This is a genomic window from Brevundimonas sp. SL130 (genome assembly GCF_026625805.1).
In the GTDB taxonomy this organism is placed as follows: domain Bacteria; phylum Pseudomonadota; class Alphaproteobacteria; order Caulobacterales; family Caulobacteraceae; genus Brevundimonas.
This window is the reverse complement of the sequence record NZ_CP113064.1, coordinates 868,274-887,706: the sequence shown is the minus strand read 5'-3', so window position 1 is coordinate 887,706 and position 19,433 is coordinate 868,274. Positions and strand designations below refer to the sequence as shown.

Here is a 19,433-nt window from a genome sequence, read left to right as displayed (position 1 = left end):
GTGTAAGAAATTTTACGCAGCCGATACCAAAATATCGCCGTCATCTTGATCCCACTAACCTACTTATCGCAGATAGTCGGACAGCTTGATCGAGATCAGGATGTTCAGGGTCGAATAGGAGGTCTGGAGCAGGGTCTCGTATTGGGTGGCGAGGACCGACGCCTCGGCGAGATCGGCTTCTTTCAAGGTGCTGACCACGGAGGTCAGGGTGTCGCTGCGGGCCGTGGCCTGTTCGGATATCCGCTCCAGACGCGACGCATTGGAAGACAGGGAAGCGCGCAGGACGCCGATGCCGGACGACGCAGTCTGCACGGCGTCGAGGGCGTCCCCGCTGGACGTCGTGCCAGCCGCCAGGCCCTTCAAGGCGTCGATCAGTCCACTCAGCGCCGGGTCCGTTGCGGTCACCGACAGGGCCAGGACCTGGCCGTCCGAGGTGGTATAGGCCCGGGCCGAACCGCCGCCATTGTAATAGGCGTCGGCGTCCGTCGCATCCCAGGCGTCGAGATCGACCGCATCGGCGTCCAGGGCGTCGCCGGCGAACAGGGCCTGATCGCCATAGGTGCTGTTCAGCAGGCTTTGAAGATCGTCCAGCCAGCCGCTGGCCAGGGAGGCGAGCGTGGTGCTGTCTTCGCCATAGGTGGCGAGCGACGACAGGATGGTCTCGGTCAGGTCAGAGATCGAGCCCAAGGCCGAATAGGCCTGTTCGACCACGTTCAGGGCGCTTGTGGCGCTGGCCGCCTCGGCGTCGGCGGCGGCGATCTGGTTTTCCTGGCGGGCGATGGCGCTGGTCGATGTTCCGTAACCGCCGAAGGTGTCGCTCTTCAGACCGGACGCAGTCTGAGCCTGAACATCCGCCAGCCGCGCCTGGCTCTCCAGGCTGCGGTTCAGGACATAGAGGGTCTGACTGAAGGTGGAGACCCGACCGACCATCAGGACACCATGCTGATCAAGGCGTCGTACATCGCCTGGATGGCCGACATCAGCTGGGCGGAGACTTCGTACTGTTGCTGATACAGGCTGACCAGGGCGGTCTGCTCGTCCAGGTTCACGCCGGTGGCGTTGCTCAGGCTGTTGGCGTAGCCGTCGCGCAGGGCCGTGGCGCTGGACGCCGTGCTGGCCGCCGTCGATACGGTCGTCGCGGCGCCGGACAGCACATCGGTCGCATAATCCACCAGGCTGCGACTGCGCGCCGACAGATTGCCGGACGCGGCGAAAGAGCGGTCCTCGGTCAGGGCCGCCATCAGGGCCGTCGCCCCGCCCGTTCCGCCCGAGGCGACGGCGCTCTGGCCCACAGCCGCCGACGTATCCAGACTGGACGCCGCCAGAAGGCTTGGGTCCGCCGACAGGGCGGCGGTCACTCGGATGGTCGAGGCGTCGCTTCCGGAAAAGACGTCATTGAAACCCATCCAGTCGGACAGGGTCTCCCCGTCAGCGGTCAGGGCGAGGGACGAATCCAGGGTCACCCCGCCCGAACTGCTGGAAATCGTCAGCTTGCCGTCCACGATGCTGGCCGAAACGCCGTCGAGACTGTTCAGGGCGTCCATCAGTTCGCCGACCGTCGTCACTGACGACAGGTCGATCTCGTCAATCGCCGTAGCGACGCCGGCCGTGGTCGATTGCACGACCCCCAGGCTTCCCGTCAGCGACAGGGGCGTGGCCGCCGTGACGGCGGTGGTCGAGGTAAGAGTTCCGGGCGGGGCGGCGGCCCCCGTCGACGCCGCGGTGTTGATCGCAGAAATCAGGGTGGCCGCCAGACTGTCCAGCGCCGCCTGTTCGGCGGGCAGGGCTTCATCGCGCAGGTCAATCAGCGCGCCCAGTTCGCCGCCGGTCAGGCTGGACGTCACGTCTCGCCCGTTGACGCTGACGCCGGACAGGTTGGTCGGATATGTGGAGTCAGCCGAGACCGACCCCGAGGGGGTGAAGGACAGAGTGCTGACCGTCGTTCCGACCAGCATCTGTCCACCGGCGTAGATGTTCAGACGCCCGGACGCGTCCGTATAGCTGGTGACGCTGACCAGAGCCGACAGGGCCTGCAAGGCTGTGTCCCGGGAATCCGCCAGGCTGGTCTGGTCCCCCTGCCCCGCCACGATCTGATCGTTGAGGGAATCGATGTCGACCAGAAGCGCGTTGATCTCGTCGACCGTGGTGGCGATGGCGGCGTCGGCGTCGGATCGAAGGTCCTGAATACCCGACGACAAGGTGCGAAGCCCATCCGCCAGTTCGGCCGCCGCGCTGACCACGGCCGCCGCATCAGTGTCGCCGGTGCCCGACGCCAGGGTGGTGAGAGTGGTCGACAACGCCGACGTCAGGCTGGCGATGTCGCCGTCGCTGGAGGTGTCGCCCAACAGGGTGTCGTAGCGAGTCATATAGCTGTCGATGGTCTCGGCGTAGCCGGCCGAGGCGCTGCTGGTGATCAGCGACTTCTGCATATAGGTGTCGGTGACGCGCGACAGCTCGCCGGTGGAGAGCGCCAGGGTGGCCGTCTGGGACGTCGCCGAATAGGTCTTGGTGGTGTAGCCGTCGGTGCTGGCGTTGGCGACGTTGGTCGTGCTGAGCGAGACCTGATACTGGGACGTCGTCAGTGCGGCGGTCGCATTGGCGAGGGCCCCGGACAGGCTCATGTCCGCCTCCGTGCGCCCAGCCGCCCTCCGGCGGCATAGGCGCCCGCCGCCCCCGTCCCGCGATTGAGACGGATGATTTCGGCGGAGGTTTCGGTCATGCCCGCCCGCAGCGTATCGGCACGGCGCTTCAGCGCGGTTTCAAGCAATCTCACGTCGCTGATCAGCAGGGCCTTGTCCGACCAAGGCAAGGTCGCAAGCCGCTCGGCCAGGTCACGGGCGATCGCCGCAGCCTGTTCATAGCTTTCGACGATCGGGCGATCGAAGCCGGTGCGCCGCGAGCGCCCGGCCCGTTCGACGATGCGGCCGATCTCGTCCATCAGCGCACCACGGAGATCAGGGTGTCGAACATGTCCTTGACGCTGCCGACGACCTGCGATGCGGCGGAATAGGCCTGCTGGGCCACGATCATCTTGTTGAACTCAGTCGCGGTGTCCGTGGTCGAGCCTTCCAGGGCGCTGGCCACGATACTGCCCGAGGAGCCGACGCCCGAAAGATTGATCGTCGCCGATCCGCTGAGGTTCGTCGCCTTGAAGGTCGTGCCCGAGACCTGGGTCAGGCCTTCCGAGTTGGCGAAGGTCGCGACCGGCACTTGGTAGATGACCTTGGTGAGGCCGTTGCTGAAGGTCGCCTCGACCTCGCCGCCGTCGGTGATGGAGACGCCGGTCAAAGACCCCGCGACGATGCCGTCGTTGGAGATGCTGTTGACGGTGAGGGTGGGGTCATTGCCGCCGGAGTCGGACTGGGTGACGCCTGACGAGGAGCCGATTTCGCCTAGATCCATTTCCACCGTGGCGTCCGCAGCGCCGTTGGTGAAGGAGAAGGTCACATCCGCAGGATCGGGACTGATAGCGGCGGGAAGCCCGTTGCTGTCGAAGGTGATCGTGATCGTGGTCGCGCTGGCCGTTCCCGTCTCCTCGCCCGTCGTGGCCGAATAGGGATTGCCGGTCGTCAGAGTCCAGGTGTTGGTGTCGGTCTTGGTCCAGGTCTGATCGACAATATTGGTGGCGCCGAGACTATCGACGACAGAAGCGGTGGAGGTGAAGGTGTCTCCCACCTCCGCCTCGGCCGGAAGGATGGCGGAAACGCTCACAGTCGTAGTGGCCTCAGCCGGGCTAGTCAGGTTCGAGAGGTTGATCGCCTCCAGGCCCGAGCTGCCGCCGCCGATGACATTGCCGTCCTCGTCGGTCGGATAGCCCTGAAGATAATAGCCCTCGGAGTTGACCAGATAGCCGGAGGCGTCGGTCGAGAAGCTGCCGTTGCGCGTATAGGCCAGGTCGGACGTCGCGCCGGAGGTGTTGTCGGCGACGATAAAATAGCCCGAGCCGTTGATCGCGAGGTTGGTCTCGGTCGCGCTGGTCGAAATCGTGCCTTGAACCGACATGGCGCGGCTCATCGACGTGGTCACCCCGCCGGCGGCGGCGCTGGACTTCATGCTGGCGCTGACCAAGGCCTCAAACGAGGTCTCCTTGGTCTTGTAACCGGTGGTCGAAGAGTTGGCGATGTTTTCGGAGATCGCCGACAGGGCGGCGCTCTGGGCCGTCAGACCCGAAACGGCCGAGGAAAGGGAGGCGGAAAGGCTCATGGGATGTTCCTCAGGCCTGGCCGTAGAAGGCGAGGACGGCGGATGGATCGATGACCGCGTCGCCCGCCTGGTAGGTCGTGACGCCGTCTTCGAAGACGACGGCATCCAGGGTGGCGAAGGCGGTGACGGCGTTTGACGCAGACGTGTCGTCAGCGTTGGTGGAGACCGAGGTCAGGGTCAGGATGTCGCCCTCGGCGACGTCACTCATGTCGGACAGGCTCAGCGACAGGCCGTGCTCGCCGTCGCCGGTCTCGCCGGTCCCGCTCCACACGACGTCGCCGTCCTGATTGGTGACCACAAGCGCGGTCGAGGAAGCGTCGCCGTCCAGGGTGTAGGTCCAGCTGGCGGAGCCGTCCTGAACCGGGGCCATGGCGCCGTCGTACTCGACCTTCTGGCCGACATAGCCGGCGCTCTGGGTCGTCAGCATCGAGGTCAGGGACGACGACAGGCTTTCCAGCGTCTCGTTGGTCGAGGTCTGCTGACCCAGTTGCGCGTAGCCGACCAGCTGGTTGGTGAACTCGGTGACGTCGGTCGGCTCGAGCGGATTCTGGTTCTGCAGCTGGGTGACCAGGATCCCCAGGAACTCGTCCATGTCGATGGACAAGGCGGACGACGATGACGAGGTGGTCGCCGCCGCCGTAGCCGTTGTGGCCGTCACATTTACCGAGGTCATGGGTCTCGCCGAAGCCAGTGGATGTCACGGCTTCAACGAGGCGAGGCGCGCCGATGGGGCGCACAAAATTTCAGCGCCCCATTTGGCGGGGTCGCTCCGTTTCTCTGCTGAAGGTCGGGGCCAGAAAGCGCCGTGGCCTTCCCGTCCGGCGTTCGTCGGACGGTGTTCAGTCTGGAGAGAATGAGGAAAGAATGCCTAGTATCTCAACCAATACCGCCGCCAACACCGCCCTGCGTTATCTGAACGCCAACTCCGCCGCCCAGTCCGCCTCCTTGGCGAAACTGTCCAGCGGACAACGCATCCAGAGCGCCAAGGACGATGCCGCCGGCCTCGCCACCTCGACCAATATCTCCGCGGACATCGTGGTGATGGAACAGGCCGCCATCAACGCCCAACAGGGAACCGCCGTGCTTCAGACGGCCGACGGCGCCCTGTCGCAGATCAGCGACATCCTGCAACGCATGAAGTCGCTGACGGCCCAGTCCCAATCGGGCTCGGTCGATGACGCTGGACGGGCGAACATTGATGCAGAGTACCAGCAGCTGGTCGAGGAAATCGACGACATCGCGTCGTCGACCAACTTCAATGGCTCGGCTCTGCTGAATGGCACCGGCGACTTCGCCTCCGGGGTCTCATTCCTTCTGGGCACCGCCAGCACCGATACGCTGACGGTCACCATCGACGGCGTGACGACGACGGATCTGGCGGTTAACTCAACCGACGTCACCACCTCGACCAACGCCGCCACGGCGATGACCGCGGTGGATACGGCGATCAACACCATCTCGACGGCTCGGGCGGAGGTGGGCGCAAGCCTGTCACGCTTCGACTATCGGGCGAGTGTCATCGACACTTCGCTCGAGAACCTTGAGGCCGCCAAATCGGCCATCTCGGACGTCGATCTGGCCGCGGAACAGACCAACTACACGAACCTGTCCACCCTGACGCAGGCCGCCATCGCGGCATTGGGCCAGGCGAACAGCATGTCGTCGTCGTTGCTCAAACTGCTGCAATGACAGCGCGGGCGGGGGCTAGCCCCCGCCCGTTCCCTTTGATCTCCAGGATCGTGCGCCGGATCATCCCATGACCACAACCTCAACAGCCGGTGTCTCGACCAGCAGCGGCGCCAGCTACATAACCTCGACCGCATCAGGCCTCGACACGGACTCCCTGATCGAGGCGGCCGTGGCCCAAAAGACCGCGCGCGCCGACACCATCGACGCCAAGGTCACGGCCAACGAGGCCAAGATTGCGGCCTATGAGGAAATCCAGACCCTGGTCGCGGCGGTGTCCGACGCCATCGAGGGGCTGGCCCTGCCCAACTATTCCAGCCTGGGGTCCGAAAACTCGTTCGACTCCCGCAGCGCCGCGCTGGCCAGCAGTTCAGGCGACACCGTCACGGGCCTGGCCGTCGACGTCACCAGCGACGCCATCAATGGCGACTACGAAATCGAAGTCCAGCAACTGGCCCAGGCGATGAAGGTCAGCGCCTCGTCCGGCTCCTCCACCGACGCCATCGGTGTCGAGGGCGTCCTGTCGCTCGGCGTCGATGGCGGGGAATCGGTCGAGATCACTGTGACGGCGACCACGACCCTCAGCGACCTCGCCAAGGCCATCAACGCCCAGAGCGACACGACCGGGGTCCAGGCTTCGCTGATCCAACTGGATTCCTCGACCGTCCAGCTGGTGCTGTCGGCCTCCGACACCAACCAGACGATCGTCCTCTCAACCGTGTCCGGCGACGACGTCGCTCTCGCGATCGGCTTGACCGACGACACAGGCGCCTTCGCCAATGTGCTGCGCGAAGCCCAGCCGTCAATCATCACCGTGGATGGAGCCACGGTCACGCGTGACACCAACGAGTTGACCGACGTCATCGACGGCGTCAGCCTGTCCCTGTCGGGCGTGACCGACGGCGCTGTGACCCTGACCGTATCGACCGATTCTTCAGCGGTGAAGACGGCGATCACGGACTTCGTCGACGCCTATAACGCCCTCAAACAGTACATACTGGACCAGTCGGCCGTATCTTCGGACGGCGGCGCGGACGAGGACGCCGTGCTGTTCGCGGACTCGGTCATGCGGATGTTGAACTCCACCCTGCAGACCCTGATCAACACGGGCAGCGCTGCCGCTTCAGACGACATCACCATGTTCAGCGACATGGGCATCACCTGGACGTCGGACGGCCTGCTGGAACTCAGCGACGAGACAGCGCTGAACGACGCCATCCTGTCCAACCTCGACGACCTGGAAAGCTTCTTCGAGACCGATTTTTCGACCTCGGACAGCAATCTGAAACTGCTGGCGAACGACACGACCAGCTCGCTGGCCTTCACCCTAACCATCACTACGGATGAGACCGGGGCGATCACGGCGGTCTCGGCCGACGGCGACAGCGCCGCCTTCACCGTCTCGGGCTCGCGCCTCGTGGGGGCGGAAGGGTCGATCTACGAAGGGATCAGCTTCACCCTGTCCCCAGCGACCAGCGGCGACATCTCCGTTTCGATCCAGCAGGGCTTCGCAAACATGCTGGCTAAGACGTTGGAGCAGTTCGACGACAGCTCGAGCAGCCTGATCCAGCAACGGATCGACTCCCTGACCGACATCAACACCGACCTCTCGGACCGCTCGGACAAGATCCGCGATGACGCCGAGACCTATCGGACCAAGCTCGTGACCAAATACGCAAACATGGAAGCCGAACTGGAAGCCGCGCGTCTGCTGCAAGAGCAGATCGAGGCCATCCTCGGATCGAGTGATGATGATGAGTAACGCCGCCTATTCCCGCGCCATCGCCGGCTATCGCGCCACCAGCCAGTTGGCGCTGAGCCCAACCGAGGTCGCCCTGGCCTTGCACCAGAAGCTCTACTCGGCTGTCGCCTCGGCAAGATCTGCCGATGAGAAAAATCGGCTGGATGAGATGGTTTTCCATCTCGGGGTCGCCAGCCAAATCATCAGCGCCTTGAAACTCCACATGGATTTCGCAGCGGCGGGGCCTGACGGGGTCGACCTCCAGCGCTTCTACACCCGCACCCAGCGCGCGGTCCGCCGCATTGGAATGCTTCCGAAGCGCAACAGGGAGTGGTCAAACGTGACCGATCCAATTCAGAACATGGTCAGATCGATCATCAATATATCTCGACCGCAACAAAGACCTGAGAACAATTCAATACAGTAACAATTTCGCTTTGGCACGCACGTTGCTTTGCTTTGATCGACCTAACGCAGGTATTGATCATGCACTCGTCCGTACTTCTCGCCTTCAATCACCCGAACATCGTACCGATCGCCGATCGTGCCGTCGCGTCCGACCAGGAGCTCTATGAGGCCATGCGCGCTGGCGACGATCTCTGCTTGCGAACCTTGATGGAACGCCATCGGGGAATGGCGCACGCCGTTTGCCGCAACATCCTCGGCGACGAGGTGGAGGCGGACGATGTGGTGCAGGAAGTCTTCTTCTCGCTGTGGAAGCGGGGCGGCTGGACCCCGGGCGATGTGCGCTTCACCACCTGGCTGCACCGGGTCCTGATCAATCGCTCGATCGACCACCGCAGACGCAGGCGCGACACGCCGACGGAAGCCGAAGCGCTGGGCGCCGCGGTGGAGGACTTCGGCGTCGGCGCCGGCGTCGGCCCTGACGCCGAGGAGTTGATCACCCGCCAGGAAACCGCCGACCGGTTGCGCGCGGCGCTGCTTCGTCTGCCGACGGCGCAGCAACGGGTGTTGAGCCTGCACTACTTCGAGGACGCCGACGTGCCGGAAATCATGGCGCGGCTGGCGGCCACTGAAAACTCGGTGCGTTCTCTGCTTAAAAGAGGCAGAATGGCGCTCCGGGAAGACCTACGGAAACAGAAGAAGATCTGGACCCATGACCTTGACCGAACTGCACGCCACGCTTGACCGCCTGGGCCCTGACCTCAGCGTCTGGCCCTCGACACTCGCCGAACCGGCGCTGGACCTGATCTCCGTGTCGGACGCGGCAAAGGACCTGTTCGCCGCCGCCACCGAGGCGTCGCTGCGCGTGGACGCAACACCCGCGCCACGCTGGGAGACGACCTCAGCGACCGCGCCCTAGCGCCGATTGCGTCGGAGAGGAAATACGACGGCGCAAGCCTGAACGACTGCGCTTCACCGTCGAAATAAGTTCACCGCACAACCGCCACCGGGACCAAGAACTGTGGGCCCCGACAATGTCGTCGTCGGGATATTTGCTCAACATGCTTTCAAGGTTCGCCACAGCGGCCGCCATTGCGCCGCTCGTGCTGGCTTCGGCCGCCCATGCCCAGGTCGACATCGGGTCCAAAAAGACCGCCCCCATACTGACCTCGACGGCCTCCAGCGGTTCGGCGGCGGACGTGACCGTGTCCGAGGACGGCTCTGTCGTAATGACAGGCGGCGTGGCGATCACGGGCGATTCCGACAATGACATCGTGCTGGAAGAGGGCTCTCTGATCACGATGGAGGAGGCCGAGGACGGCGACACCGGCATTCTGCTGGAGGCGGGTCAAACCGGCGATCTGACGATGGGCGGCGGCATCTCGATCACCGACGACATCGACAGCTACGAGGACGAGGACGACGACGGCGACACCGACGGTGCTTTCGCAAGCGGCAGCGACCGGTACGGGATTCGCGTCGCCGGAGAGGGCGTCCGCACCGGCGACATTACCGTTGAGGACACCGGCAGCATCGCCGTTCAGGGCAATGATTCCGCCGGCATATCGATCGAAAGCAGCCTGGCCGGCAATCTGACCGTGCTCGGCTCGGTGTCCGTGACCGGCGACAATGGCGTCGGCATACGGATCGCAGGCGATGTGGACGGCGACATCCTGCTGAGCGGCAGTTCGGTCTCGGTGACCGGCGAAGGCTCGGTCGGGGTTTCGGTCGAGAACACCGTGTCCGGCGCGCTGCAGATCCAATCTTCGATCTCCAGCAACGGCTACCGTTACACCTATCAGCCGACGTCCCTGGCCGACCTGGACGAGGATGACGCCGATGACGTCGATCTGTCCAACGACAGCCTCTATCTGGAAGACCTCGACGCGGACGATCTGCTCCAGGCCGGGTCGGCCGTTCAGGTCTCGGCCAGCGTCGGCGGCGGCATTCTGCTGGGCGCCGCGCCCTCGTATGACGACTCCGACGGCGAAGACGGCGACGACGATCGCGACGGCGTCACCAACGGCGACGAGGACGACGACGGCGACGGCACGATCAACTCTGACGACGACGACCGCGACGGCGACGGCATCCTGGACGAGAATGAGGGTACGTCCTCCATCACCACCTATGGCGCCGCCCCCGCCCTGGCCATCGGCGCCGAGACGGGCGACATCGTCATCAGCGCCTATGGCGACAGCGGCTACGGCCTGGTCAACGAAGGCTCGATCACGGCCTCGGGCATCTTCGACGACATCAACGGGACGGCCGTTCTGATCGGCGGCGGGACCGGTTCGACCGTGATCGACGGCGGCATACTGAACGACGGCTCGATCACCGCCGGGTCCAGTGAGGCGAACGCCACCGCGCTGCGGCTCGCCTCGGGCGCCTCGACCCCCACGCTGGTCAACAGCGGCTCGATCACCGCCACCGCGACGACAGAAGCTGTGGACACCGCCACGGCCGTGCTGATCAACGACGACGCCTCGCTGTCCAGCATCAACAACAGCGGGACCATCTCGTCCTACATCTACGGCGAGGCCGGGGACGCCGTCGCCATCCGCGACGAAAGCGGCACCGTCACCAGCCTGACCAACACCGGCGGCATCGTCAGCTACATCATCGCGACCGACAATGACGACGACGACGAGACCGACGACGAAGAGATCACGGGCAAGACCATCGCCATCGACTTCTCGGCCAACACCACGGGCGTGACCATCACCCAGTCGGCGGCCGCCAATAATCTGCTGTCGGACTATGACGGCGACGGCCTGTATGACGACGAGGACCCGGACGACGACGACGACGGCATCCTGGACGCCGACGACGACGACGACAACGACGACGACAACGACGGGGTCGCCGACGCCTCGGAACCCTATATCGTCGGCGACATCCTGCTGGGATCGGGCGACGACACGGTTGATATCCAGAACGGCTATGTGGTCGGCGACATTTCGTTCGGCTCGGGGTCGGACAGCTTCTCCATCGACGGCGGCGCGACCTATAGCGGCTCCCTGTCGGACGAGGACGGCCTGCTGGACATCAACATCATCGACGGGGTGTTGCAGGGGCTTCAGGGCGAAACCCTGAACCTGACCAGCCTGACGGTCGGCGAGAGCGGCGAACTGTACTTCACCGTCGATCCAGAAGCCGGGACCGTGGGCGACTATGTGGTGTCGGGGGCGGCCGTGTTCGCGGACGGCGCCACGATCAGCCTGCACCTGGACTCGCTGGTCGATGACGACGGCGAGACCGTGCGCCTGGTGACGGCCGGGTCGCTGTCCTACGGGGCCGTGCAGGGCACGGACCTGACCGGCAACTCGCCCTATATGATCGTCTCGACCCTGTCGGCCGACGAGGCGGCGGGGACGATCGACGTGAACCTGCGCAAGCGCACGACCACGGAGATGGAGCTGTCCGGCGTGGAGACGGCGGCCTACAGCGCCTTCTACAGCGCCCTGAGCCGCGACGAAGACGTGATGGACGCCTTCCTGGACCAGGCGACCCGCGAAGACTTCATGAACCTGTACGAGCAGACCCTGCCGGACCATTCCGGCGGCACGCTGATGTCCCTGTCCAGCGGGGTCGAGGCCGTGACCCAGGCCCTGGCGAACCGCAACAGCACCGCCGCCGTCGGCGAGGTCAGCGGCTGGGTGCAGGAGATCAACTTCTACGAGGACAAGGACAAGACCGACACCTACGGCTATCGCTCGGAAGGCTTCGGCGTCGCCGGCGGCTATGAGAAGATGACCGACAAGGGCGCGGTCGGCGTCTCGGTCGCCTTCGCCTCTTCGGACATCCAGGATCCGGAGTCGGAGGCCGAAGAGACACTGTCGTCCAACCTGCTGGAACTGGGTCTGTACTGGCGCGCCCAGGGCCACGGCTGGACCGGCTGGGCGCGGGGCGCCGTCGGCTACGCCATGTTCAACAGCACCCGCACCCTGGTGGGCGACGACATCTATCTGAGCACGGACGCGGACTGGGACGGCTATACGCTGTCGGCCGCCGGCGGCTTCTCCTATGAGCGCCGGTTCGGGCGACTGTCGCTGCGGCCCGAGGCCTATGCCGAATACTTCAGCCTGTCGGAAGGCTCGCGCCGCGAGTCCGGCGGCGGCGACGCCTTCGACCTGGAGATCGACGGCCGCGACGGCCACGTCGCCAGCGCCACCGCCGCGCTGAAGATCGGCTACGGCCTGGGCCGCGACCAGATGTTCAGGCCCGAGCTGAAGCTGGGCTGGAAGGAGATCCTGTCCGCCGACTATGACGCGACCACCGCCCGCTACATCAGCGGCGGCGACAGCTTCACCCTGACCGGCGAGCCGATCAGCGGCGGCGGGCCGGTGCTGGGCCTGGGCATCACCCTGGCCAACGGCCTGAGCAGCCTGACCGTCTCGGGCGACGCCCAGCTGCTGGAGGACTATGTCCGCTACAGCTTCCTGCTGCGGGCGACCTTCCTGTTCTAGGGGCTGATCGGACCCGGAAAAACCAGTGCAATAGAGTGCAATTTCCGGCTATATCATTGTTTTATAGCCGGAAAATACTCGCTCCGAATTGCACTGTGCAAGGGGGTGCAATTGTGCGGATCGGGCGGCCCGCCCTCTGGGCGGGCTGTGCGCAGGCGATGGACATGTCAAAGACCGAAACAGCAGCCTAACACCGATCCGGGGAGCGCTAGGTAAAAGGCCTCGGCCGGTTGCCAACCACCTGAAACAACGACGGTTCTTTTTCAAAATTAGGATAGCCGGCGGCGCGGAGCGGTATCAATGGAGCATGATCCGCTTCGTTGTCACCCCGCCCTCCTGACGCTCGCTTTCCGCTCAGACGACCATTCGACAGCAAGGGTTTGCGCCTGATCAAGGCGACCGCCGGAACTGTCCTGCAACCAGAACGCTGTGTCTGCTATCGTCACGTCTGGAATGCTCCTTTGAAATTCGCCCGTCGCCTCGTCGTCCTGCCCATCCTGGCCTTGGGCCTGTCCGGCCTCGGGGCCTGCGCCTCCATGCCTGGCCTATCGGGCGTACAGTTGAACCGGGATCAAGCGTCCCAGGGCGGAAAGACATTCGGCGACGGCGTGGGCCAGGCGGCGACGGCGCCGCTGGACGATCTCAACCTGCGGCGACAGGAGGTGCCCGAGATTCTGATCGCCGCGCGCCGCGCCCCCTATGCGACGACGGGTCTGCAACGTTGCTCGGCCGTCATCGCCCAGATCGACGCCTTGGACGAGGCCCTCGGCCCTGACGTTGACCAGGAGCCGCCGGCGACCGGCACAGGCGACCAGGCCGCCAACGCCGCGCTCGACATGGTTCGCGACACCGCCACGGATTTCATCCCCCTGAGGAGCTGGGTGCGTCGCCTGTCGGGCGCGGCGGCCCATGATCGGGAAGTTCAGGCGGCGATCCACGCCGGCTTGGTGCGCCGCGGCTTTCTCAAGGGCATCGCTCACCAGCGCCGCTGCACGCGGAGGGCGGGGTAGGCTTCGGTTGGGGGGGAAGCGGATCGGCGTGCGGCCGGTAAGGGTCTGGCAAGCGTGGGGGCCAGAATCCGTCTTTCCGATCGAGCTAAAAAACGACAGTCCGGTCTTGGCGCCGATGCCGGCTTCCGCGCCTAACGCCCATGTCGTAGATCGACCCATATGCGACGTTGGGATGGTCTGCGCGGCGCTACGCCAACAACCTTGTCTGGCGGGAAATCAACTCCGGACGAACGCCGGCTTCCCGCGCTAGCAAATCTCGAAATATCCGCCAGACTGTCGTCGGCCGGGTGTCAGCGCCCTTTGCGGCGAAAACGGCAAAGTTGGACCGCGCGATTTCGCTCGAAAGATCGCCAACGGACGTCGTTCCGAATGATGCGACGCCAGAGCGCATGACAACCCAGCCCGCAACAATTCCCATAGCCGAAAGAACAGCCATGATCGGGGAATGAGAGGCTAGAAGGCCAGCAATGCCGAATATCAGCAGCGCGATCCCCGGAAAAGTCTTCCACCCCAAGGTCAAAGGAACAGGCGCCGTTTCCGTCTCTTGAGCCAACGCTTTCAGCACGGCAGCCTGACGTATTCGCGTTAGGTCCCTGAGCCTTGTCGACGGGCGGATAACACCGGCGCTTCCCCTGCTCCGTAAAAACCGCTGCACGTCATAGAACGCCATCGAAGTCGAGCACTTGCCTTGTATCGCCGTCGTGGCGAGCTTGCTCAGAACGGCTTCGTAAAAGTCGCCTACGGTCTCCCAGGAAGAAGTTTCCTCGTCCTTGAAAGAAAGGCCGAACGACCGTTCAATCGCGACCAGAACGTCGAGGTCATCGCCATCGCCAGCTAACCCGAGCGTCGTCAATGGGGCGGGAGTCGCGATCATACACAGAACGTCGCTCAAACCGGCTCTATCGGCAAGGTCCGCCTTCCCCCCTTTCCAGCCCGTCGGTATGTCCGCTTCCTGGCGCCGCGGCCAAGTTTGCTGACGCCGCAGTGTGAGTGGGGGCGACGAAAGGCGTGGCGGGGACAGACGATAGCGGGATTGGACACCTTCACCCCGTCATCCTCGGGCTTGACCCGAGGATCGGATGCGGATCGGGCTGTGCGCGCGCCGCAGACGCAATGCGGCGGCCCCTCCGGTCCTCGGGTCAAGCCCGAGGATGACGGAGGTGGGATGAACGCCCCGCCCCTCGCCTGCGCGAGGGAGCGGAGCCTTCGATCAGCTGTCGGCCTGCCAGCCGCCGGCGAGGGCGCGGAACAGGGCGATCTGGTAGGTGGTGACCAGGGCGTCCGACTGGGCCAGGGCGGCGTCGGCGGCGGCCTGGGTGCGTTCGGCGTCCAGCACCACGAGGAAGCTGTCGGCGCCGGCGTTGAAACGCTGACGCGACAGGGTGGCGGCGCGGGCGGCCTGATCCCGCGCCTCGGTCAGGGCCGCACGGCGGTCCAGCTCGTTGGCGTAGTTGCTGAGCGCCGTTTCGGTCTCTTGCAGGGCCGTCAGAACCGTCTGATCGAAGGTCGCCAGGGCCGCGTCGGAGCGGGCGTCGGCGGCCTTGATCTGGGCGCGGGCGGCGAAGACGTTGGGGAAGGACCAGCTGATCAGCGGACCGAAGCTGAAGCGGTAGTTCTGGTCATCGCCCAGTTCGCTGGTGTCCAGGGCGGTGGAGCCGATGGAGCCGCCCAGGCTGATCTGCGGGTACAGATTGGCCGTCGCCACGTTCACGCGGGCGGCGGCGGCGGCCAGATTGGCCTCGGCCTGACGCACGTCGGGACGACGCGCCAGCAGGGCGGCGCCGTCGCCGACCGGGATCGGCCGGCTGAGTTGCGGCGGCCGGACGCAGGCGGCGGCGGCCTGGCTGGCCTCGGCCGGGGTGACGCCCGTCAGGGTCGCCAACCGGTACAGGGCCTCGTTGCGCGACGCGCGCAGCGTCGGCAGGGTCGCCGCCGTCTGGGCCAGGGCCGCGCGGGCGCCGGCCACGTCCAGACCGGTGCCCGCCCCGCCGTCGAGCAGGGTCTGGGTCAGATTGGCGGTGTTGCGTTGCAGCCCCAGCGTCCGTTCGGCCACCGCGATCTGGGCGTTGGCCGAGCAGGCGTCGGCATAGGCGCGGGTCGTCTCGGCCGCGACCGAGACCTGGACCGTGGCCAGGGCCGCCTCGGCCGCGCGGGCGTCGGCGCGGGCGGCGCGGATGGTCGATTCCACGCGGCCGAACAGATCGACCTCGTAGCTGGCCGACAGACCGGCGTCATAGGTGTCGACCTCGGGCGCCTTGCCGTCCGCCTCCAGAACCGAGGAGGCGGCGGCCGAGGCGCGGCTGCGCTGGGCCTGGGCGCTGGCGGTGGTGGTCGGGAAGCGGCCGACGCGGGCCTCGGACAGGGACGCCCGAACCGCGCGCAGGTTGGCGAAGGCCGCCTCGAGCTCGTTGTTCTCGGCGAAGGCCTGACGGATCAGGCCGTCCAGGGTCGGGTCGTCGTACAGGCGCCACCAGTCGTCGCGGGCCGGAGCGGTCGAGACCGTGGTCGAGGCGGAGCCGATGAAGGCGCCCGTCCCGGCTGTAGGCAGGTCGGCGGCGGGCGCCCGGGGCCCGACCGCGCAGGCGGCGAGCAAGGCGCTGGCGGCTGCGGCGGTCAGGAAGCTGAGGGTCTTGGTGCGGGTCATCAGATGTCCCCTCCCCGCCCGGTGGCCGGAGCCGGCGCATCGGGATCGGTCAGGCTGGAAGTTTGATCGTATCGGACGTTCTCGGCCCCGCCGGACTTCGGCGTCGGCGTCTTGCCTTGCGGCAGTTTGGACGACAGCCAACGGGTCACGACATAGAAGACCGGCGTGAAGATCAGGCCGAAGAAGGTCACCCCCAGCATGCCGGAGAAGACCGCCGTGCCCAGCGACTGGCGCATTTCGGCGCCGGGGCCGGTGGCCAGCATCAGCGGCACGACGCCGAGGATGAAGGCGAAGGAGGTCATCAGGATCGGGCGCAGACGGCTGCGGGCGGCGTGCACGGCCGCGTCGAAGCGGTTCATGCCCTCTTCCTCTTCCGCCTGTTTGGCGAACTCGACGATCAGGATGGCGTTCTTGGCCGCGAGCGCGATCAGAACGACCAGGCCGATCTGGACCAGGATGTTGTTGTCCAGACCCCGCAGGTTCACGCCGATGATGGCCGCAAGCAGACACATGGGCACGATCAGGATGACCGCCAGCGGAAGCGTGAAGGCTTCATACTGGGCCGCCAGCACCAGGAAGACGAAGACCACGGCCATCAGGAAGATCATGGTCGCGCCCGATCCGGCCGCCTTCTGCTGGTAGGCCAGCTCAGTCCACTCGTAGGTGAAACCTTGCGGCAGGGTGCTGGTCGCCATCTGCTCCATGACCTGCAACGCCTGGCCGGAGGAGACGCCCAGGGCGGCATTGCCCTGAAGCTCGGACGCGGGGAACAGGTTGTAGCGGACGATCCGCGACGGACCCGAGTCATTGACCAGGTTGGCCACCGAACCGATCGGCACCATGGCCCCGCTGGACGAGCGGGTCTTCAGATTGGCGATGTCGGCGATGTCGTCGCGGTACTGGGGCTCGGCCTGGGCGGTCACCCGGTAGGTGCGGCCCAGCAGGTTGAAGTCGTTGACATAGGACGAACCCAGATAGACGCCGAGCGTGTCGAACACCGCGCTGGGCTGAACGCCCATCATCAGCGCCTTGTCACGATCCACGTCGGCGGCGATGCGCGGCGAGCCGGTATTGTAGGTCGAGAAGACCTGGCTGACCTGATCCGGGGCCTGGGCGGCGGCGCCCATCATGGCGAAGGTCGCCCCCTCCAGCGCGCGGTAGCCGGCGCCCGAGGTGTCCTGGATCATCATCTTGAAGCCGTTGCCGTTGCCCAGACCCTGGACCGCCGGCGGGGCGATGACGAAGATCTGCGCGTCCTCAATCGAACCCGTGGCCTGGGTGATGGCCCCGGCCAGGGCCGCGGCCGCCTCTTGCTTGGTCCGGTCCTCGAAGGGGCTGAGACGCACGAAGATGGTGGCGGCGTTGGAGCCGAACGAGAAGCTGGCGCCGTCGAGGCCGGCGAAGGCCACGGTGCCGTCGACGCCCTTGGTGTCGCGGATGATCTGGCTGGCGCGTTGCATGATCGCTTCGGTGCGATCCAGCGAGGCGCCGGCCGGCAGTTGGACGATGCCGATCAGGAAGCCCTGATCCTGCTCGGGAATAAAGCCCGACGGCGTGTCGACCAGACGCCAGGCGGTCAGGCCCAGCAGACCGGCGTAGATGATCAGGACCAGGCCGACGGTGCGCACCAGGCGCGCCGTCAGACGGCCGTAGCGATCCGACAGCCAGTCGAAGCCCTCGTTGAACTTACGCCCGGCCCAGCCGCCGTAATAGACGACGGAGCCCAGGACGCCCGGCTTGCGCGCCTTCTCGTGGTCCGTCTTGTGCGGCTTCAGCAGCAGGGCGGCCATGGCCGGCGACAGGGTCAGCGACACGAACAGGGAGATGACCGAGGCCGAGGCGATGACCACCGCGAACTGGCGATAGAAGATGCCGGGAATGCCGGGCACGAACATGGTGGGCACGAACACCGACACCAGCACCAGGCCGATGGCGATCAGGGCGCCGGAGACCTCCTGCATCGATCGATAGGCGGCCTCCTTTGGAGACAGGCCTTCGCTGATGGCCCGCTCCACGTTCTCGACCACGACGATGGCGTCATCGACGACGATGCCGACGGCGAGGACCAGGGCGAACAGGGACAGGGAGTTGATCGAATAGCCCAGGGCCAGCTGCACCGCGAAAGTGCCGACCAGGGCGACCGGAATGGCCACGATGGGAATGATGGCCGCGCGCCAGGTCTGAAGGAAGATCATGACCACGATCACGACCAGGATGACGGCCTCGACCAGGGTGTGCTGAACCGACTCAACCGAGGCGGCGACGAATTCGGTCGGGTTATAGGGGACGGACAGCTTCATGCCGGCGGGCAGTTCGGCCTGGACGGCCTCGACCTCGGCCAGGACGCGTTCCGCGGTGCCCAGGGCGTTGGCCCCCGGCTGCTGAACAATGGCCAGACCGACGCCGCGCTCGCCGTCGAAGAAGCCGCGGATGCCGTAATCCTGGGCGCCCAGTTCGATCCGCGCCACGTCGCGCAGATAGGTGACGCGGCCTTCGCTGTCGGTCTTGAGGACGACGTTGGAGAACTGGTCGGGATCGGTCAGACGCCCCTGAACCTGGATCGGCAGTTGGAAGGCCGAGGCGTTGTTCGCGAACGGGGGCTGACCGATCGAGCCGGCGGCGGCCTGGACGTTCTGGGCCTGAAGGGCGGCGACGATGTCGGGGCCGGTCAGGTTGCGCTCGGCCGCCTTGGCCGGGTCGATCCAGATCCGCATCGAATAGTTGCCGCCGCCGAAGACCTGGACCGCGCCCACGCCCTCGAGCCGCAGCAGGCGGTCCCGCAGGGTCGAGTTGCCGTAGTTGCCGACATAGTCGTTGCTGAGCGAGCCGTCGGGCGAGGTCAGACCCAGCACCATCAGGAAGCCGCTCTCGGCCTTGTTGACCACGACGCCGGTCTGGCGGACCGCGTCGGGAAGACGGGGTTCAGCCAGGGAGACGCGGTTCTGGACCAGCACCTGGGCGGCGTCGAGGTCGGTGCCGGGCTGGAAGGTGACGGTGATGGCCACCGCCCCGTCCGAGGTGGACGAGGAGGTGATGTACAGCATGTCCTCGACGCCGTTCACCTCCTGCTCGATGGGGGCGGCGACGGTTTCAGCCAGGGTCTCGGCCGAGGCGCCGGGATAGGTGGCGTTGATGGTGATCGTCGGCGGCGCGATCTCCGGATACTGCGACAGGGGCAGCAGCGGATAGGCGAAGACGCCGATGATGGTGATCACCACCGAGATCACGGCCGCGAAGATCGGCCGGTCGATGAAGAAGCGGGATATGTTCATGGC

General features: G+C 65.7%; 15 protein-coding genes. 7 read left to right on the top strand and 8 right to left on the bottom strand.

Annotated elements, in window-relative coordinates:
- Positions 1-63 precede the first annotated feature (63 nt).
- Genes OU998_RS04410 through OU998_RS04390 form a run of 5 tightly spaced genes read right to left on the bottom strand, consistent with a single transcriptional unit; the run spans position 64 to position 4,876 of the window.
- Entirely contained in the window at positions 64-930 is an 867-nt protein-coding gene (locus tag OU998_RS04410; RefSeq protein WP_267515629.1) for a flagellin, read from the bottom strand.
- Positions 930-2,621 (bottom strand): flagellar hook-associated protein FlgK, encoded by a 1,692-nt coding sequence (flgK, locus tag OU998_RS04405; RefSeq protein WP_267515628.1) that lies wholly within the window; start codon positions 2,619-2,621, stop codon positions 930-932. The genes OU998_RS04410 and flgK overlap by 1 nt, the downstream gene beginning before the upstream one ends.
- Positions 2,618-2,938 carry a hypothetical protein gene (locus tag OU998_RS04400; protein WP_267515627.1) on the bottom strand — a complete coding sequence of 107 codons (321 nt, stop codon included), beginning with the start codon at positions 2,936-2,938 and terminating at the stop codon, positions 2,618-2,620. Before OU998_RS04400 ends, flgK begins: the two co-directional genes overlap by 4 nt.
- Positions 2,938-4,203, bottom strand: a complete 1,266-nt coding sequence (gene flgE / locus OU998_RS04395) for a flagellar hook protein FlgE (RefSeq protein ID WP_267515626.1) — start codon at positions 4,201-4,203, stop codon at positions 2,938-2,940. The genes OU998_RS04400 and flgE overlap by 1 nt, the downstream gene beginning before the upstream one ends.
- A 10-nt stretch (positions 4,204-4,213) precedes the next feature.
- Positions 4,214-4,876, bottom strand: coding sequence for a flagellar hook assembly protein FlgD (locus OU998_RS04390; protein ID WP_267515625.1), 663 nt, complete (start codon positions 4,874-4,876; stop codon positions 4,214-4,216).
- Positions 4,877-5,067: 191 nt separating this feature from the next.
- On the opposite strand from OU998_RS04390, the gene OU998_RS04385 reads away from it, so the two are divergent.
- From OU998_RS04385 to OU998_RS04355, 7 genes are all read left to right on the top strand, one after another.
- Positions 5,068-5,892, top strand: a complete 825-nt coding sequence (locus OU998_RS04385) for a flagellin (protein WP_267515624.1) — start codon at positions 5,068-5,070, stop codon at positions 5,890-5,892.
- A gap of 67 nt (positions 5,893-5,959) precedes the next feature.
- The gene (fliD, locus tag OU998_RS04380) at positions 5,960-7,651 is read left to right on the top strand and encodes a flagellar filament capping protein FliD (RefSeq protein ID WP_267515623.1); all 1,692 of its coding nucleotides are present in this window, start codon (positions 5,960-5,962) and stop codon (positions 7,649-7,651) included.
- Positions 7,644-8,057: a flagellar protein FliS gene (locus tag OU998_RS04375; protein ID WP_267515622.1), complete on the top strand. Its 414-nt coding sequence runs from the start codon at positions 7,644-7,646 to the stop codon at positions 8,055-8,057. The genes fliD and OU998_RS04375 overlap by 8 nt, the downstream gene beginning before the upstream one ends.
- 59 nt (positions 8,058-8,116) lie before the next feature.
- On the top strand, positions 8,117-8,779 hold the full coding sequence (locus OU998_RS04370; RefSeq protein ID WP_267515621.1) for an RNA polymerase sigma factor: 663 nt from the start codon (positions 8,117-8,119) through the stop codon (positions 8,777-8,779).
- Positions 8,748-8,954 carry a hypothetical protein gene (locus OU998_RS04365; protein ID WP_267515620.1) on the top strand — a complete coding sequence of 69 codons (207 nt, stop codon included), beginning with the start codon at positions 8,748-8,750 and terminating at the stop codon, positions 8,952-8,954. Before OU998_RS04370 ends, OU998_RS04365 begins: the two co-directional genes overlap by 32 nt.
- 142 nt (positions 8,955-9,096) lie before the next feature.
- A complete protein-coding gene (locus OU998_RS04360) occupies positions 9,097-12,504 on the top strand; it encodes an autotransporter outer membrane beta-barrel domain-containing protein (protein ID WP_267515619.1) in 3,408 nt (1,135 codons plus the stop codon).
- A 461-nt stretch (positions 12,505-12,965) separates the two neighbouring features.
- Positions 12,966-13,514 (top strand): hypothetical protein, encoded by a 549-nt coding sequence (locus OU998_RS04355; protein WP_267515618.1) that lies wholly within the window; start codon positions 12,966-12,968, stop codon positions 13,512-13,514.
- A 187-nt stretch (positions 13,515-13,701) separates the two neighbouring features.
- Here OU998_RS04355 and OU998_RS04350 read toward each other — a convergent pair whose 3' ends face one another.
- The 3 genes from OU998_RS04350 to OU998_RS04340 all read right to left on the bottom strand — a co-directional run bounded on the left by OU998_RS04350 (position 13,702) and on the right by OU998_RS04340 (position 19,430).
- Positions 13,702-14,406: an acyl carrier protein gene (locus OU998_RS04350; RefSeq protein WP_267515617.1), complete on the bottom strand. Its 705-nt coding sequence runs from the start codon at positions 14,404-14,406 to the stop codon at positions 13,702-13,704.
- A 318-nt stretch (positions 14,407-14,724) separates the two neighbouring features.
- Positions 14,725-16,158, bottom strand: coding sequence for an efflux transporter outer membrane subunit (locus tag OU998_RS04345; protein WP_267515616.1), 1,434 nt, complete (start codon positions 16,156-16,158; stop codon positions 14,725-14,727).
- The gene (locus tag OU998_RS04340; RefSeq protein ID WP_267515615.1) at positions 16,158-19,430 is read right to left on the bottom strand and encodes an efflux RND transporter permease subunit; all 3,273 of its coding nucleotides are present in this window, start codon (positions 19,428-19,430) and stop codon (positions 16,158-16,160) included. The genes OU998_RS04345 and OU998_RS04340 overlap by 1 nt, the downstream gene beginning before the upstream one ends.
- Positions 19,431-19,433: the final 3 nt, after the last annotated feature.

Excerpts from the sequence above, each read along its gene's own strand:
- OU998_RS04410 (WP_267515629.1), bottom strand. The coding sequence starts at position 930 with ATGGTCGGTCGGGTCTCCACCTTCAGTCAGACCCTCTATGTCCTGAAC.
- flgK (WP_267515628.1), bottom strand. The coding sequence starts at position 2,621 with ATGAGCCTGTCCGGGGCCCTCGCCAATGCGACCGCCGCACTGACGACG.
- OU998_RS04400 (WP_267515627.1), bottom strand. The coding sequence starts at position 2,938 with ATGGACGAGATCGGCCGCATCGTCGAACGGGCCGGGCGCTCGCGGCGC.
- flgE (WP_267515626.1), bottom strand. The coding sequence starts at position 4,203 with ATGAGCCTTTCCGCCTCCCTTTCCTCGGCCGTTTCGGGTCTGACGGCC.
- OU998_RS04390 (WP_267515625.1), bottom strand. The coding sequence starts at position 4,876 with ATGACCTCGGTAAATGTGACGGCCACAACGGCTACGGCGGCGGCGACC.
- OU998_RS04385 (WP_267515624.1), top strand. The coding sequence starts at position 5,068 with ATGCCTAGTATCTCAACCAATACCGCCGCCAACACCGCCCTGCGTTAT.
- fliD (WP_267515623.1), top strand. The coding sequence starts at position 5,960 with ATGACCACAACCTCAACAGCCGGTGTCTCGACCAGCAGCGGCGCCAGC.
- OU998_RS04375 (WP_267515622.1), top strand. The coding sequence starts at position 7,644 with ATGAGTAACGCCGCCTATTCCCGCGCCATCGCCGGCTATCGCGCCACC.
- OU998_RS04370 (WP_267515621.1), top strand. The coding sequence starts at position 8,117 with ATGCACTCGTCCGTACTTCTCGCCTTCAATCACCCGAACATCGTACCG.
- OU998_RS04365 (WP_267515620.1), top strand. The coding sequence starts at position 8,748 with ATGACCTTGACCGAACTGCACGCCACGCTTGACCGCCTGGGCCCTGAC.
- OU998_RS04360 (WP_267515619.1), top strand. The coding sequence starts at position 9,097 with ATGCTTTCAAGGTTCGCCACAGCGGCCGCCATTGCGCCGCTCGTGCTG.
- OU998_RS04345 (WP_267515616.1), bottom strand. The coding sequence starts at position 16,158 with ATGACCCGCACCAAGACCCTCAGCTTCCTGACCGCCGCAGCCGCCAGC.
- OU998_RS04340 (WP_267515615.1), bottom strand. The coding sequence starts at position 19,430 with ATGAACATATCCCGCTTCTTCATCGACCGGCCGATCTTCGCGGCCGTG.